Raw genomic sequence first — 15,236 nt, forward strand, 5'->3', positions numbered from 1 at the left:
GCGGGAGCAGAAAGTTCAGGCCTGTCCAACGGAGGAACAGTCCAAGGGAGGAACGTCCAAGGGAGGGATCTCAAATGCAGGCTCTGGCAGCTCCGGAGGTACCAGGGCCTGGGCCATCTGATCCAGCTCTTCCTGCACCGCGCTCAACGGCTCGGGAATGTCGGGAACCGTGACGATTTCCGGGGCGAATGGATCGATCGGCTCAGGCAGCTCCATCGCAACCAGAGGTGGCTGCGGCTGTGGCAACAGCTCGACAGCCCGGGCCGCCCGTTCATCGTGCCGCTCGAAGCGGATCTCCCGGGAGCTGAGGGAGCGCCGGCGGGGAAGCCAGAAGAGCGGAAACGTCATCGGGAAGGACCTGACCCATCAAGTCTTAAGGCAGTCCTTCAAGGTTCACACCGTCATCTGTCGTGTTTCTCAGTGGGTTCTCAGGCTCCTTTCAGATTGAGGGATTCGGTTCATTCGACCGGTCGACGCCCCTCCAGTGCCCGGCTCAGCGTGACTTCATCGGCGAACTCGAGCTCGCTGCCCATCGGCAACCCGTAGGCAATCCTGCTCACCTGACAGAACGGCTTGATCAGTCGCGCCAGATAAAGACTGGTGGTGTCGCCTTCGACGCTGGGGGTCAGCGCCAGGATCACCTCGCTGACATCCTCCCTGCCGAGACGTTCCACCAGTGATGTCACCTGAAGCAGCTCAGGGCCGATCCCGTCCATCGGCGAGATCAGGCCACCGAGAACGTGATACCTCCCACGGAATTCCCGGGTGCGCTCCATCGCCAGCAGGTCTCTGGAATCCGCCACCACACAGAGAAGACCGTTGGTCCGCTCCGGGTTGCGACAGATCTCGCACTGGGGTTCCGCCGAGAGATGAAAACAGGTCTGGCACTGGCCCACCTGAGTGCGCGCCGCCAGCAGAGCATCAGCGAATTGATGAATCTGCTCCTCCGGCTGATTGAGCAGATGCAGGGCAAGACGCTGGGCTGTGCGGGGGCCGATGCCGGGCAGCCGTTCGAACTGATCGATCAGTCGGGCCAACGGTCGGGTGAAGCCGCTCAGGGGTCTGCCGCCGCATAATCAGACTCTAGGCAGAATGCCCCGATCCGTTCAGGCCACGATGCAGCTGTTCCGATCCCTCACCCGACTGCTGGCCTGTGCAGCCCTGGCGTTCACCCTGGGAGCCTGCGCAGCCGGTCCAACCGCCGGACTGCAGTCGTACCAGAGCCCCGACGGACGCTTCGCCTTCCTCTACCCAACAGGTTGGACCCAGGTGCAGGTGAGCAACGGCCCCAGGGTTGTGTTTCACGACCTCATCCACAGCGACGAGACCGTGAGCCTGATGGTGAACAAAGTGGACGAAAGCAACGACCTCAGCGAGCTGGGCAGCGCGGTGGCGGTGGGAGAGAGGCTGCGCCGTGAGGTGATCGCCACCGCAGGCAGCGGCCGCACAGCCGAGCTGATCGAAGCCGGGGAGCGTGAAACCAACGGGCACACGTTTTATGACCTGGAGTACGCCGTGCACCTGGAGGATCGTGACCGCCACGAGCTGGCAACGGTGGTGGTGGACCGCGGGCGTCTCTACACCCTGGCCACCAGCACCAACGAAGAGCGCTGGCCGAAAGTCAGCGATCTCTGCGGACGGGTGGTGCGCTCCCTGAATCTGCTGGTGTAAGCCCGTTGGCGGGATTCAGAACAGAAATCGAAAGCGGCGGCTGCTCGCCTCGCTGGCCTCGGCACCGCTGGGGTCCCGCGCAGGCCATTCCGTGTCCAGATAGCTGATGCCCCCGCGATAGAACGGCTTGGCCCGCAATCGCTTGGTCTCCAGATCGGTGGTCCCCATCGCGGCGATCAGACCGCCCATCTGCACCGGACCGAGGTCCGTCTGGAGCTGACCGCCCGCGGCGGCGATCAAGGCCGGAAGGCGAATCAGATTCTGAGGTTGCCGCATCCGCTCGAACAGTCCCTTCAACGCGAGTTGCTGGCGCTCAAGCCTGCCGACATCCCCACGCCCATCCTGACGCCAGCGCAGGAACCCCTCCAGATCCCCGCCTCTGAGAATCTGTCGACCCGGCTGGAGATCGATCACCAGACCCTGGCTGCGGTCGACGTAGTAGAGACGCTTCGGCACGTCGACCTCGATGCCGCCGACCATGTCGGAAAGCGTCTCGATCGCATCCAACCGGACCACGATGTGATGACGGATCGGACGGTTCATCAATCGCGTGAGCTCTCGCTCCACCGCCTCCGCACCTCCTCTCGCCAGCAGACCGTTGATCTTCATGGCTCCGAAGCCATCGCTGTCGATGTAGCTGTCACGGGGAATCTGAGTGATCGTCGTGCGACCTCCCAGGACCCTGACGGTGAAGATCACATCGGTGTTGCTGCCGCTCGCATCCCGGCCCAGCACGACAACCTCCTTCGGCCCAAAACCAGCCCAGCTGCCGAAGGGATTTCCCAGCGGCAAAGGCATCGACGCAACGGACTGATCACCGCTCAAGCGGCTGAGCGGCACCGAGAGCAACAACCCTCCAGACAGGCCGATGAAAGCCGCAACCCAGAGGGGTCGACGCGGCTTCGGCGAGGACTGGATCACCATCTCTTTACCATAACCAGAGCTTGACCTTGTCTTAACCTTTTGTTCTGGATGGTCAGACCAGCGGATCGCTGATCACCATCGCCGCGCAGGGGAGCTGACTGATCAACTTGCTCGTGCGGTCGCTGCCGGGGATCGGCAAGCCGGCCACCCGTCTGCGCTGTGTGCGAAGGATCACGAGGTCATGCTCACGGCTGAGGCGATGGATCGCCACATCGATGCCTGGCCCACGCACGATCACGATGTGAAAGCGCTCTGCCGGGATCCCCTGAGGCCTCCAGCGGATCAGCTGCTCCTCCATCCAGCGCCGGTCCTGCCCACTGAAGCGGGGATCATGCACATGCAGCAACGTGATGCGGGTGCGCTCCTCCAGCGCCGCTGTGTTGATCACCCTCAGGGCCAGCTCGAACTGCTCGCGTGCGCTGGCGGAGAGATCCTTGATGGGTACCAGGATGCGGCTGAGGGCGGTGACGCGCTGACGCCCGAGGTTCACCACCACGACGGGGCAATGGGCGGTGCGGCAGACCCCATCGACGATGTCTCCGAGGAACCAGGCCCGCAGCTGGTCCGCCCGTCCGGCTCCGATCAGCAGCAGGTCCGCCGACTGTTCGAGGGCGGTGCGGCTCATGCCCCCGGCGATGTCCTCGTCGAGTCGCAGCAGGGTTCGGGTTGGCACCTGCAGGGAACTGCCGATCGCCGCTGCGGCAGCCAGTCGACCACGGGCCGCGACGACAGCGCGGTTGAGGCCGCCGCGCACCTCCTCGAGACTGGGATTGACCATGGCGAGAGGCAGCAGTAATCCCTCCCCACCAGCTGATCCACGCAGCAGCCGCGACGCGATGTTGAGCAGTCCCCCTTCATTGCCGGGGTTCGCGATGGGCACCACGATCCGCAACGGTCGCTGCACGACCTCACTGACTCCGTCAGCGGTGGCAGCCTCCTCCCCGAAGCTGGTCGGCACCATGCCTTGCCGATCCTCCGTCAAGCGCGTCACCGACCGCTCCGTGAGGATCGGGCCGAGGGTGGCGGTCACCACCATCACGGCGAGGACGGCATTGAGCACCATCTGATTCAGCAATCCCGCCTGAAAACCGATGAATGCGGTGGCGAGGGTGGCGGCCACCTTGGGCATGGTGAGCGACCACATCATCAGGATCTGCGACCGGCGATAACCGAACAGAGCCCCGCTGATCCAGGAGGCCAGTCCCTTGCCGCCAATCGCTCCCACCAGCATCAGGCCCGTGAACTGATAGTTGGACAGGCTCTCCCCAAGGCTTCCCACATCCAGCAGCAGGCCGAGGTCGATGAAAAAGATCGGGATGAACAGAACACTCCCGATGAAGATCACCTGCTCCTTGACCCGCCCCTCCGGGAGAACCGAATTCACCGCCAGTCCAGCAAGGAAGGCGCCGACGATCTTCTCCACCCCCGCCAGCTCCGCCCCAAGGGACGCCAGGAACAGGGCGACCAGCACGGCCAGAACCATCCTGTTTTCATCGTTGATCCCGCGGATCACAAGCCGTTGTCCCAGCCAGCGGATCCCCAGCACCACCATCAGGGCAAACAAGCCGATCTTCACCAGCAACCAGGTGAGGCCGGCCCCACTGAGATCCCCCTTGCCCAGACCAAGGCCAACCGCCAGTAACAGCAGCGCGACGATGTCGGTGAAGATCGTGCTCCCGACACTCACCACCACCGCCTCATCCTTTTGAGCTCCGTAGCTGCGGACGATCGGATAGCCCAGCGGCGTGTGCGTGGCCATCAACGCCCCGAGCAAGAGGCAGGACACCCCCGCGAAGCCCGCCATCCATCCGATGGAAACCCCAGTGGCCACCCCGATCAGAAGGATCAGCAAGCCGTAGATGAAGGAGCGGCGCTTGACCCGGTTGAACTCCTCCAGGTCGATCTCCAGCCCCATCGTGAACAGCAGATAGACAGCTCCCAGATCAGAGAGCAGCCGCACCGTCTCGCTGTCGGTGTCCACCCACTGCAGAGCATGGGGGCCGATCAGCACGCCCGCCAGCAGCAGACCGACCAGATCAGGCAAGCCGAGGCGTCGGATCAGGGGCGGCACGGCCGCACTGATCGCCACCAACAGAGCGAACACCCCAAGGGGGTGGTGCATTACGTGGCTGACCGAGGCCTCCATCGCCATGGACTGATGGCAGAGCCAGGTAAGTCACGCTCAAGCATGGTCACCGGTCCGACCGCAGGCAACGGGTTCTTCAGGAAGCGCAAGCCCGTTCCCCGGCCTGCACCTGCCACAAGTTCGTGTAAACGCCGCCGAGGGCGAGCAGATCATCGTGGAGGCCCTGCTCGACGATGCGTCCCCGCTCCATCACCACGATGCGATCGGCATGCCGGATCGTGCTCAGGCGATGGGCGATCACAAGGGTCGTGCGATCACGGGTGATCCGTTCCAGAGAACGCTGGATCGCTGCCTCGGTGTCGTTGTCCACCGCTGCTGTGGCTTCATCGAGCACCAGAATCGGAGCATCCTTGAGAATCGCCCTGGCCAGCGCGATGCGTTGACGCTGGCCACCGGACAGACGTTGCCCCCGCTCACCCACCAGGGTCTCGTAGCGATGGGGCAACTCCTCGATGAAGCTCGCCGCCTCGGCCAGTCGGGCCGCACGTTCGATCGCAGCAGGATCGGCCGCATCGCTGCCGTAAGCGATGTTTTCCGCCACCGTTCCATGGAAGAGATAGACGTCCTGGCTGACCAGGGCGATCGCCCGGCGAAGATCCTCGAGACGCAGTGTCTCGATCGGGCGGCTGTCCAGAAGAATGCGACCGCCGGAATGGTCGTAGAGGCGCAGCAGCAGCTTGACCAACGTGCTCTTACCGGAGCCGGTGGAACCGACGATGCCGATCGTGCTGCCTGCGGGCAGCACCAGATTGAAGTCCTGCAGGAGCGGAGGTCGCTCGTCATAGGCGAAGTCCACCGCCTCGAAACGCAGCTCCCCTCGCACCAGCCGCCGGTCCAGAACCATCGGACCGCTCCGGATGCCGATCGGGGTGTCGATCAGGTCCAGCACCCGACGGGTGGAGGCCATGGAACGTTGGTAGTCGTCCAACGTGCGGCCCAGGGTGGTGAGCGGCCAAAGCAGTCGCTGGGTGATGAAAACCAGCACGCTGTAGGTGCCGACCTCCAACTCGCCGGCGACCGCCTTGAAGCCCCCGACCAGCAGGATCGCCAGAAAAGCGAACAGAATCGCGAAACGAATCAGCGGAATGAAGGCGGCTGAAAGACGGATCGCTCTGGCATTGCTCTGTCGGTAGGCCTCACTTTCTCCGCGCAGCCGTTCCAGCTCAAGCGCCTCGGCAGTGAAGCTCTTGATCGTGAGCATGCCGCCGATGTTGTTGGACAGCCGCGCCGCCAGATCACCAGCGCGGGCCCGCACGTCCCGGTAACGGGGCTGCAGGCGCTTCTGAAAGCGCAGCGACCCGACAAGGATCACAGGAATCGGCAGATAGGCGAACACCGCCACACCCGGTGCGATCACCGCCATGCCGATCCCAACCACCAGAACCGTGGTGAGAAGCTGCAGGATCTCGTTGGCACCACGGTCAAGGAACCGCTCCAGCTGGTTGATGTCGTCATTGAGCACCGACAGCAGCCGTCCGCTGCTGTCCTGCTCAAAGAAGGACAATTCCAACCTCTGGAGATGGGCGTAGGCCTCGAGCCGCAGGCTGTGCTGCGTGGTCTGAGCCAGGTTGCGCCAGAGGATTCCGTACAGGTATTCGAACAGCGATTCGGCACTCCAGATCACCATCGTGAGCAGAGCCAGCACGCCGAGTTGGTTCGTAGCGCCGCTGATGCCGAAGCCGGCCAGCAATGACTGCTGGCCCCGCACGACCACATCAACCGCCAGACCGATCAGTGCTGGAGGCGCCAGGTCGAACAGTTTGTTCAGAAGGGAACAACTGACGGCCGTGATCACCAGCCGTCTCTGGGGCGCCAGATGACCAAGCAAGCGCCTCAAAGGGGGCCTGTCTGCAATCGTCCTGAGGGTTGGATCCGTCACTGTTTCAACATCGTCAGCAGCGGGCCTCTCCTGGATCCAGACCCAGGAGATCGCGCTGGAACTTCAGGACGGTGCCGCCTGGGGCCTCCAGGTCAGTTGCGATAACCGCCGCCGCCACCACCACCGCGGGGGCCACCCGAGCGCTCGCGTGGAGTGGCTTTGCTCACGCGGATCATCCGACCCATCCACTCGACGTCCTGGAGGTCGTCGATCGCTTTCTGCTCGTCTTCGTCATTCACCATCTCAACGAAGGCGAAACCGCGCTTGCGCCCGGTCTCACGGTCGAGAGGGAGGCTGCAGTTCTTGACCTCGCCGTACTCGCTGAACAGGTCAAACAGGTGCTCCTGTTCGGCCTGGAACGAGAGATTGCCGATGTAGATGGTCATGAACGTGGAACCTTTGGATGTGCTCAACCGCGCGAGCCGGCTCCGAAGAGGTCGGAGTTCCGGTGCTCAGGCGTCAGCACTCTGACGTTACAGGGCCCTCGCACGATTCAACACGAAAAAGAGAAGCAAATCGAAAGACCATGACATGGGAGCGATGTTTGCCCCCATTGTCAGAAGACCCTGACAGTGGATCAGCGTATGTCGTCGTTTTCACTTCAAGCCCTGCACTGGACGACTGACGGAGAGTTGATCCCGTGCGATCGACTGGTGCTTCTGAACACCCTGATCAGAGAGAGCCTTCCGGACGTGCAGCTGGAGCTGATCCGTGTGGTGGAGGAACTTGCTCTGGCGGAACGACGCGTGACCCCCCAGGTCAACTCTTGAACGCCTTGATGGCCTCAGCCGTGCAGGTCTGCTTGGCGGCATCGAGTCCTGCCCCCTGATTCACCTGCTGGATGAAGCAATCGCAGGTGGATCCCCCCATACCGTCAGGAGGGGTTTTGCCTGCTTGCTTCATGGCCGCGTCGAATGCTGCAAGACAGAAACGTTTGATCATCGTTTCGTCCTCCTGAGCGGAAGCTGGCAGGGCCACGAGCAGAAGGCCCAGAACAGCTGCTGTCAGCGACGTTGTCATTTGGCCTGAGTGATCTGCAGCTGCTTGTTCATCACTTTCAACCTTTGCAGATTGCTGAAGATATCTTCTGGCATCCCCTTCGGAAGATCGACGAAACTGTGATCTTCAAAGATCTGAATGCGACCGATCATGCGGCCCTGAAGTCCTGTCTCACCGGCGATGGCGCCCACAAGATTGCCCGGTTTGACCCGGTCCCGGTGGCCAACTTCAACCCGGTAACGCTGCATCGACTCCTCCGCAGGCCGGCTCGACCGCTCTCCGCGACGATCACCGTTCTTGCGGTCACGATCACGATCACGCTCGCGACGGCTGTTGTTCTGAATCCACTCGTCATCCCCCTGCTGGCGCAGCAGCGGTTCCGGACCGATCGCCAGATTGAGGGCCGCGTAGGCCAGCTGCTCAGGGGTGATGTCGCGCTCGGTTCCGATGCGCTGGATCAGCTCCTTGAGCAGAGCGGATTCCTCTTCTGAGGGTCGTTCCCTCTGCACGGCATCACTGAGGCGTTGGTGAAGCCGATCCAGACGCCCCTGATTGATCGCCGCATTCCCCGGCACCTCCATGGGCTCGATCGGCTGGCCCGTGGCGCGCTCGAGATTGCTGATGAATCGACGCTCGCGGGGGGTCACGAAAAGCACCGCCTCTCCGGACCGGCCGGCGCGACCGGTTCGGCCGATCCGGTGCACGTAAGCCTCGCTGTCGAAGGGCATGTCGTAGTTGATCACCAGCCCGATGCGATCCACATCCAGGCCGCGGGCCGCCACATCGGTGGCGACCAGGATGTCGATGGATCCACTGCGCAGGCGTTCCACCGTTCGCTCACGCTGGTTCTGAGGTACATCGCCATTGAGCACGGCCACCTGATGTCCGCTGCCGTCAAGCGTCTCGGCGACGGTGAGCGTGATCGCCTTGGTCCTGGCGAAGATGATGACTCCCTGCCCACCCCAGGCATCGAGAACCCGCTGCAGGGCCTCCAGCTTGTGGCTCATCGGCACCGTGATCGAGTGTTGGCGGATCCGACGCCCCTCCTGATCCTTTGTCCGGATCGTCACCTCGGCAGGATCCTTCAGATAACGCTTTGAAAGCCTTCGGATCTCGGGCGGCATCGTGGCCGAGAAGAGCACCACCTGCCGCTGCTCAGGCAACTGCTCGAGAATCCACTCGACATCGTCGATGAAGCCCATGCGCAGCATTTCATCGGCCTCATCCAGCACCAGGCTGCGCAGGCCACTGGTGTCCAGGGTTCCCTGGCGCATGTGGTCCATCACCCGTCCAGGGGTCCCCACCACCACATCAACCCCGCGGCGCAGGGTCTGGATCTGGGAGCGGAAATCCGAGCCGCCGTAGACGGCCAGCACCTTCAGATGGGGATGACCGGCGGCGTAGGCCTTGAACGAGTCGGCCACCTGCATGGCCAGCTCACGGGTCGGAGCCAGCACAAGCGCCTGGGGTCTGGAGCTGCCGGACTCCAGACGCTCCAGCAGGGGCAGTGCGAAGGCAGCGGTCTTGCCGGTGCCGGTCTGAGCCTGACCCACCAGATCGCGGCCGAGCATCAGTTCAGGGAAGGCCGCCCGCTGAATCGGAGAGGGTTCGCTGTAGCCCTTGTCAGTCAGCGTGCGGAGCAGCGCTTCACTGAACCCGAACCCCGCAAATCCGGAAGGATCCTCAGCTGAGGCATCGATTGTGGTGGTGAAAACGTCGTCCGGGCTCTTCGCCGGAAGTTCGGATGCGGAAAGATCCACGGCGCACAGGGTCTCCCCGTGCTGCTGCTGCTGTTCTGTCATGAAAAGTGGCCCTAGCCTGATTGATCTCTGAAATCAGGCTCACAACCTCCCGGTGATCAACGATCACACTCCGGTTGTGTTGCCCACGCTTCAAAGGTTCGTTCTTAACTTATCACCCTGCCGTAATCATCCTGCAGCCGCTCGATGTCGTCCTCACGCAAAACGGCCCCGTGCTGCACTTCAAGAATGATCAGATCACTCTGTCCGCCCCGCGCGCGATGCACCGTGCCGCAGGGGATGGTGAGCATCACACCGATGCTTGCGTCCTGCCACGTCTCACCGCAGAGAAGAGCGCCATCCCCGGCCACCACGGTCCAGCTTTCGCTGCGATGGTGATGACGTTGCAGTGAGAGCTGCCGACCGCTGCGGACCAGCAGACGCTTCACCTTGTACCCGTCTCCGGAGAGGAGGTCTTCGTACCAGCCCCAGGGGCGTTCGACCCGCATTCAGTCCGGAGTGATCAACTCAAGGGTGTCACGCGCACGCGTGATGGCCGTGTAAAGCAGCCGGCTGGCGTGACGGTCCAGGGGATCGGACTGCAGCGAATGCGGCCAAAGCACCGTGACGCAATCCGCCTCACTGCCCTGTGCTCGGTGGATGGTGAGCGCCACCGCCGGCTCCAATCGCTGCAGCCGGGCCGGATGCAGCCGCCTCACCACGACGCTGCCGTCTGCGCCCAGCACACGGAACAGCAGACAGGAGCCCTCTCCAAGCCCGAGCTTGACGCCGAGATCGCCGTTGGCGAGCCCAAGTTCCGGCTGATTGCTGCCGCAGATCACCGGTAGACCGACCGGCCAACTCCAGGGGTCCTGGACGCCGGCCGCTCCCAGCAGGGTGCGATGAACATCCTCAAGGCTCCAGCGCCCCTGGCGTCTGGGACAGAGCACCAGATCGTGCTCGAGCTCCCTGAGCAATGGCTGGGACGCCTCCTCCAGATCGGCCTCCTGCATCATCTCGAGGCCTGATGCCAGCTGAGCCAGACGCTCCAAACGCGAGGGCCAGCTCTTCCGCAGCGCCAACGGCAGTCGCTGCAGAGGTTCCCGTCGATGCAGCACGTTCGCTGCCGGCGGCAATCCATCCAGTTCCTGCGCGAATCCCTCCAGACCGTCCTCGCGAAGCCTGCTGGCCAGCTGAGCAAGGGCGCCGCGATTGCGGTAGACGTGCATTAGTTGCACCGCAGCAGGCCCGAAGCGGTCCCGCACGTCAGGGTCCTGAAGCCGATGCCAGACCGCACCGCTGCCCACCGGCGGCAGTTGCGCCGGATCTCCCACCAGGATCAGGCGGCAGCCGGAGGGAAGAGCCTCCAACAGAGCCTGCATCAACGCCAGATCCAGCATCGACATCTCGTCGATCACGAGGAGATCGAGCTCCAGAGGCCGGCTCCGGTTGCGGCGGAACCCAGCACTGGAAGCCTCGAGCCAACGATGAAGCGTGCTGCATGGGAGATCAGGACATCGGGGGCGAACGGCATCCGCCAGACGGCGCGAGGCCTTTCCGGTGGGCGCGGCCAGGCCGATGCGCAGATCCGGATGGCGGGCCCGCGCCCGTTGCAGCATCTCCACCACGGTGCTGGTCTTGCCGGTGCCGGGTCCACCACTGAGCAGCACCACAGACAGGTGATCCGGTGCCAGCACCGCCTGGCGCTGCTCATGATTCAGGCCCCGCGGCAGATCCGGAACCGCACCGGAGCGGGAGACAGGCACAGGCCTGGAAGCCCGCTCCAACAGCTGATCCACCACCGCCTGCATCGCTGTGAGCCAGCGGCGCCAGCCGATCCGCTCCCCCTCCACCATCAGCGGCGCCGCCTCGCCAGTCAGCCAGCCGCTGGATCGCGCCACTGCCCGGCGCTCCGCCGTCAGCGGCAGTGAAAGCTCGCCTTGCTCAAGAGCCGCCACGAGCTCGGTACTGAGCTGTTCGAGAGCGGCATCCGTCTCGGACGGCGGTCGATGCCGCACCAGCACCGCATGCACTGCTGCGGCGAAACCGGCGGGCCAGTTGCTTCCGGTCACCGTCCCCCCTCCTGCAGCAACCGGTCGAGAGCCAGCACCCGCCTCAGTGGAGCCGGCTCGACGATCCGCCCCGGAGTGGCACGCGAGCCGGGCTGACGGGAACCGGGCATCCCGCGCAGGAAGGCGTAGACGTAACCACCCAGATGACGTTCAGGCAAATAGCCGGGGAGGCGCCAGCGCAGATGGCGATGCAGAGCCACCAGATACAGATGAGCCTGCAGCGGGTAGTGGTGATGGATCATCTGCAGGCCCATGGCCGCATCGGTGTAATGACGCGGACCGCAGCGGTCGTCTGAGCCATCACCGGAGCGTTCGCCGATCCAGTTGCTTTTCCAGTCCAAGACCCACCAGCGCTGGTTGGGATCCACAAACACCAGATCGATCGATCCGGTCAGAAACCCGCGGCTGTTCACCGAGAGGCTCGCCAGCCGTTCGAGATAGCCCTCCCCGAAGCGGGCCTCAGGCTCGGCCTGAAAGGCCTTGACCAGATCAGCCGTGCGCACCTGCTCAACCGGCAGGTCGAATCCGAGTTCGGGGTGTCGCTGCTCCAGGGCGAGCTGATCGAGGCTCAGATCGCCGAGGGGACCACCGAGCGGGGTCTCGACCACCAGGCGGAGACCCTGCTGCACCGCCGGGACCCAGCTGATGTCGAGCCCCGCGCGGCGGAGCTCCGCCTCGACCAGCTCCGGATCCGGTGTGGAGGGCTGATACGACACCTGCTCAAGAATGCGATGCAGGCAGTCCCCGGCAGAGGCACCCCTCGGGAAATCACGGAGCGGGCCATCCTCCGGCCAGTGGTCGTCGACCTCATCCAGGATCTCCTCACCCTCAGGATCGGCATCGCGACCCTGCTCATGACGGGCCGGATCCTCCGACGTGGCCGTCCAGGCGGAGTAGCTGGAGCGGCCCCAGCGGCGGTCGATTCGCTGCGGAACCGCACCGATGCAGAGACGGTCAGTTGGCGCAGGGCTGCGCCAGCGACGGGGTGCCGGATCCGGCGGTTCCAGGCTGGTCAGCTCGATCGCCAGGGCTCGCTCAGCCAGTTCCGCACTGAGGCGCTCATCCGTCAACTGATCGATCGGCTGACCCACGGCATCCGCACCGAACAGCCAGCTCACGAGCGGAGAGCCCTCCTGACGCGTGACCCTGGCCCAGACGAGCACCAACTGGGAGCGTGCACGGGTGAGCGCCACATAGGCCAGGCGTTCCGCCTCAGCCATCGCCGCCGTCTCCTCCTGCTGCGCCAGGTCCAGCCCCCGTCCCCAGCGGGAATCGAGCAGCAACCGCCAGGAACCCTCCCCGCCGTCCCGCCAGAGCGGACCACCCCCGACCCGGGGGCCTTCCCAGAGCGTCGGGCAGATCACCACCGGATATTCCAGCCCCTTGCTGCGGTGCACGGTCACCACGGCGATCGCACTTTCAACGAGATCGCTGTGGGGCTGACGCGGTTCAGGAACGGGATCAGCAGGGTGCAGACGCTCACGCCTCAGCCAGGTCGCGGCACTGGCGATGTCGAGTCCCTGACGGTGCATCACCTCCTGCACCAGCCGGGCCGCCTGCTGCAGATCACCGAGCATCCGGCCGCGATCGGAAAGCTCCGCCATCCGCTCTCCATCCAGAAGGTCCGAAAGGCATCCCAGAAGACCGATCGTCGGCATCTGGACCGCCCATGCACGCAGCCGCAGGGCGAGCTGATCCAGGCGACCGTCGATGCTCAGATCATCAGGCGGCCATCCCATCAGGGGCGAGCAGGCCAGCAACCGCAGACGCCGCTCATCCCCGGGTTGGGCGAGAGCATCGAGCAGGCGCTGAAGCACCACGGCCGCTTCCGTCTCGAACACATCCCCCTGGCTCACGAGACGGGTCGGCAGGCCTCGGCTCGACAGAGCCCGACGCAACTCCGTGGCCTGACGGTGGGTGCTGACCAGCAGACAGAGCTGCGCAGGCGTCAGGTCGTCCCGTTCCTGCAGGAGCCGCAGCACGGCATCCGCCAGACGCAGTGGCAGCTCCTCGACCAGTGCCGTCTTGGTGAGCGGAGTCTCTCCGCACCAACGAAGCAGCTGCAGCGGGCATCCCCGCGGAGGAGCCTGCGCACTGCCGCGGGGCTCCACCGCAGGCACCGGCAGTTCGGAACGCACCAGTCCAGGGCGCATCAGATCATTCAGGGCACGCATCAGAGTCGGTGTGGTGCGGAAGTTCTCCTGAAGGGCATCAATCCGGTCCGCCTGACGGCGTGCCTGGAGATAGGTGTCCAGGTCGCCGCCTCGGAATCGGTAGATGGCCTGCTTGGGATCACCGACCAGCAACAGCAGATGATTCCCCCGCTCCGCAAAGGTCCGGCGCAGCAAGCGCCACTGCAAGGGATCGGTGTCCTGGAATTCGTCCACCATCACGGCCCGGTAACGACACCGCAACGGCTCCAGCCATGGAGCGTCCTCCTCTCCCGGATCCAGGGCCGCCAGCAGCCCGGGGAACGAGATCACACCGCGGCGCGTCCGCCTCGCGGCAAGCTCCCGGAGCGCGCGGTTCAGAACAAAGCGCCAGACCCGCTCAGGTGGTCCGTCCCAGAGGGCGGCCATCACCTGCTGCAGCTCCGCTGCCGCCAGCGAGGGATCGCTCTCGCCGCAGCGTCTGGCGGTACTGCACCAGCATCCGGGGTGGAAGTAGTCGCGCAGAAGAGATTTCTGAGCGCGAATCGCGGCCAGCGACGGAACGCCGTTCTGATCGGCAATCCAGCGATCCAGCACGGCGCAACGATCCGTGCGGGGCTTGCCGCTGTAGGGCTTGGTGTCCCTGCAGCCCTGGGCCTTCCACTGAGCGGCACTGCTGCGGAAGCGTGTTTCGAGCGATGTCGCCATCCCGCTGCCAGAGGAGGAGAAAACGCTCCCAGCAGCGCCCCATCCAGAGCTGCAGCTGAGCGGCAAGGGGTTCGTCGGGGTCGAAGTCATCCCGTTCTGCGAGAACGCAGGGATGTGGCTCGCCGTCCAGAACCCGCAGGGCCTGCACCATCGCCTCCGGAGACAGCCCGCTTTGGCGCAGACCAATGAGCTGATCCGCAGGCAACGTCAGCAGCTGGTCACGCCAGATGTCCTGCACCACCTGCTGCAGCAGGTCGGTGGAGTCGGTCTCCAGCTCAGGATCCATGGCAGCCCCGCTGCTGAGGGCCATCCGCCGCAGCGTGCGGCGGCAGAAGCCATGAATCGTGGTGATATCGGCCCGATCGAGCTGTTCCAGCGCAAGAAGCAGGCAGCTGATCCACTGCCTGCGAAGCGTGGTGTCTGCCGCATGCTCCAACCAGTTCTCAAGAACCGGGTCGGCAGCTGGAGGAGCAGCCTCAGTCTCGAGCGCTTCCAGGCCTTCGAGGGCAGCCTGGAAGCGCTGGCCGATGCGTGAACGCAGCTCGTCCGCCGCAGCTTCGGTGTAGGTGACCACCAGCAGCTGCTCCAGCGGATGCTGCGCTTCGGTGATCAGCCGCAGGCAGAGATGGGCGAGCGCAAAGGTCTTGCCGGTTCCGGCGCTGGCCTCGAGCAGGCGCAGCCCTGGGACCAGGGGATAGCTGTTGGCCTCAAACCGCTGAACCATGCCGGGAAGCGACATCAGAAGTCTGATGGCGTTCCCTCACCATTGCTCCTTGCTGATTGACACGATTTAGGTGCTGAGCCACAACAGGCGTGCCGACATCTTTCCAATGGCACGCCAATTGACATCCATCGGGCTGTTCGGACTGGCCATCGCCGGGCTTTACATTTTCGCCCTCGTCAACAGTTTTGATTTCTGAGATTCAGCGCTCAGAGACCGAGGAACAT

The 15,236-nt window shown here is 64.2% G+C and carries 15 protein-coding genes; 3 read left to right on the forward strand and 12 right to left on the reverse strand.

The genetic code is table 11. The features are described from left to right. Positions 1-15 precede the first annotated feature (15 nt). Positions 16-348: a hypothetical protein gene (locus ACJ0G7_RS12135; RefSeq protein WP_407396319.1), complete on the reverse strand. Its 333-nt coding sequence runs from the start codon at positions 346-348 to the stop codon at positions 16-18. A gap of 110 nt (positions 349-458) precedes the next feature. Beyond that, complete coding sequence (gene recR, locus ACJ0G7_RS12140) at positions 459-1,037, reverse strand: recombination mediator RecR (protein ID WP_071839647.1); 579 nt, start codon at positions 1,035-1,037, stop codon at positions 459-461. 55 nt (positions 1,038-1,092) lie between these two features. Between recR and psbP the strand changes: the two genes are divergently transcribed. Then, the gene (psbP, locus tag ACJ0G7_RS12145) at positions 1,093-1,671 is read left to right on the forward strand and encodes a photosystem II reaction center PsbP (RefSeq protein ID WP_043691545.1); all 579 of its coding nucleotides are present in this window, start codon (positions 1,093-1,095) and stop codon (positions 1,669-1,671) included. A gap of 15 nt (positions 1,672-1,686) precedes the next feature. Here the strand turns inward: psbP and ACJ0G7_RS12150 are convergent, their stop codons facing one another. From ACJ0G7_RS12150 to ACJ0G7_RS12165, 4 genes are all read right to left on the reverse strand, one after another. Next, the gene (locus tag ACJ0G7_RS12150) at positions 1,687-2,595 is read right to left on the reverse strand and encodes an LCP family protein (protein ID WP_407396322.1); all 909 of its coding nucleotides are present in this window, start codon (positions 2,593-2,595) and stop codon (positions 1,687-1,689) included. Between the two features lie 52 nt (positions 2,596-2,647). Beyond that, a complete protein-coding gene (locus ACJ0G7_RS12155; RefSeq protein WP_043691550.1) occupies positions 2,648-4,747 on the reverse strand; it encodes a cation:proton antiporter in 2,100 nt (699 codons plus the stop codon). Between the two features lie 70 nt (positions 4,748-4,817). Then, positions 4,818-6,620 carry an ABC transporter ATP-binding protein gene (locus ACJ0G7_RS12160; RefSeq protein WP_407396325.1) on the reverse strand — a complete coding sequence of 601 codons (1,803 nt, stop codon included), beginning with the start codon at positions 6,618-6,620 and terminating at the stop codon, positions 4,818-4,820. Positions 6,621-6,712: 92 nt separating this feature from the next. Further along, positions 6,713-7,006 carry an RNA recognition motif domain-containing protein gene (locus ACJ0G7_RS12165; RefSeq protein WP_407396327.1) on the reverse strand — a complete coding sequence of 98 codons (294 nt, stop codon included), beginning with the start codon at positions 7,004-7,006 and terminating at the stop codon, positions 6,713-6,715. A 246-nt stretch (positions 7,007-7,252) separates the two neighbouring features. Between ACJ0G7_RS12165 and ACJ0G7_RS12170 the strand changes: the two genes are divergently transcribed. Then, entirely contained in the window at positions 7,253-7,390 is a 138-nt protein-coding gene (locus tag ACJ0G7_RS12170) for a hypothetical protein (RefSeq protein WP_407396329.1), read from the forward strand. Here ACJ0G7_RS12170 and ACJ0G7_RS12175 read toward each other — a convergent pair. The 6 genes from ACJ0G7_RS12175 to ACJ0G7_RS12200 form a co-directional block, all read right to left on the reverse strand. Continuing rightward, entirely contained in the window at positions 7,380-7,640 is a 261-nt protein-coding gene (locus ACJ0G7_RS12175; protein WP_407396331.1) for a hypothetical protein, read from the reverse strand. The genes ACJ0G7_RS12170 and ACJ0G7_RS12175 overlap by 11 nt on opposite strands. Continuing rightward, positions 7,637-9,421: a DEAD/DEAH box helicase gene (locus tag ACJ0G7_RS12180; protein ID WP_043691566.1), complete on the reverse strand. Its 1,785-nt coding sequence runs from the start codon at positions 9,419-9,421 to the stop codon at positions 7,637-7,639. Before ACJ0G7_RS12180 ends, ACJ0G7_RS12175 begins: the two co-directional genes overlap by 4 nt. Before the next feature lie 104 nt (positions 9,422-9,525). Next, positions 9,526-9,867, reverse strand: a complete 342-nt coding sequence (locus ACJ0G7_RS12185; RefSeq protein WP_186483652.1) for a phosphomannose isomerase type II C-terminal cupin domain — start codon at positions 9,865-9,867, stop codon at positions 9,526-9,528. Continuing rightward, a complete protein-coding gene (locus ACJ0G7_RS12190; protein ID WP_407396334.1) occupies positions 9,868-11,430 on the reverse strand; it encodes an ATP-dependent RecD-like DNA helicase in 1,563 nt (520 codons plus the stop codon). Continuing rightward, the gene (locus ACJ0G7_RS12195) at positions 11,427-14,009 is read right to left on the reverse strand and encodes a UvrD-helicase domain-containing protein (RefSeq protein WP_407396365.1); all 2,583 of its coding nucleotides are present in this window, start codon (positions 14,007-14,009) and stop codon (positions 11,427-11,429) included. The genes ACJ0G7_RS12190 and ACJ0G7_RS12195 overlap by 4 nt, the downstream gene beginning before the upstream one ends. Continuing rightward, entirely contained in the window at positions 13,981-15,012 is a 1,032-nt protein-coding gene (locus ACJ0G7_RS12200; protein WP_407396336.1) for a UvrD-helicase domain-containing protein, read from the reverse strand. Before ACJ0G7_RS12200 ends, ACJ0G7_RS12195 begins: the two co-directional genes overlap by 29 nt. 70 nt (positions 15,013-15,082) lie before the next feature. Between ACJ0G7_RS12200 and ACJ0G7_RS12205 the strand changes: the two genes are divergently transcribed. Beyond that, positions 15,083-15,208, forward strand: coding sequence for a hypothetical protein (locus tag ACJ0G7_RS12205; RefSeq protein ID WP_407395951.1), 126 nt, complete (start codon positions 15,083-15,085; stop codon positions 15,206-15,208). Positions 15,209-15,236 lie beyond the last annotated feature (28 nt).

It is taken from the genome of Parasynechococcus sp. (assembly GCF_045559935.1).
Classification (GTDB): domain Bacteria; phylum Cyanobacteriota; class Cyanobacteriia; order PCC-6307; family Cyanobiaceae; genus Parasynechococcus.

Coding starts and splice junctions, on each gene's coding strand:
- ACJ0G7_RS12185 (WP_186483652.1), bottom strand. CDS start 9,867: ATGCGGGTCGAACGCCCCTGGGGCTGGTACGAAGACCTCCTCTCCGGA.
- ACJ0G7_RS12165 (WP_407396327.1), bottom strand. CDS start 7,006: ATGACCATCTACATCGGCAATCTCTCGTTCCAGGCCGAACAGGAGCAC.
- psbP (WP_043691545.1), top strand. CDS start 1,093: ATGCCCCGATCCGTTCAGGCCACGATGCAGCTGTTCCGATCCCTCACC.
- ACJ0G7_RS12135 (WP_407396319.1), bottom strand. CDS start 348: ATGACGTTTCCGCTCTTCTGGCTTCCCCGCCGGCGCTCCCTCAGCTCC.
- ACJ0G7_RS12180 (WP_043691566.1), bottom strand. CDS start 9,421: ATGACAGAACAGCAGCAGCAGCACGGGGAGACCCTGTGCGCCGTGGAT.
- ACJ0G7_RS12195 (WP_407396365.1), bottom strand. CDS start 14,009: ATGGCCGCCCTCTGGGACGGACCACCTGAGCGGGTCTGGCGCTTTGTT.
- ACJ0G7_RS12150 (WP_407396322.1), bottom strand. CDS start 2,595: ATGGTGATCCAGTCCTCGCCGAAGCCGCGTCGACCCCTCTGGGTTGCG.
- ACJ0G7_RS12200 (WP_407396336.1), bottom strand. CDS start 15,012: ATGGTTCAGCGGTTTGAGGCCAACAGCTATCCCCTGGTCCCAGGGCTG.
- ACJ0G7_RS12155 (WP_043691550.1), bottom strand. CDS start 4,747: ATGGCGATGGAGGCCTCGGTCAGCCACGTAATGCACCACCCCCTTGGG.
- ACJ0G7_RS12175 (WP_407396331.1), bottom strand. CDS start 7,640: ATGACAACGTCGCTGACAGCAGCTGTTCTGGGCCTTCTGCTCGTGGCC.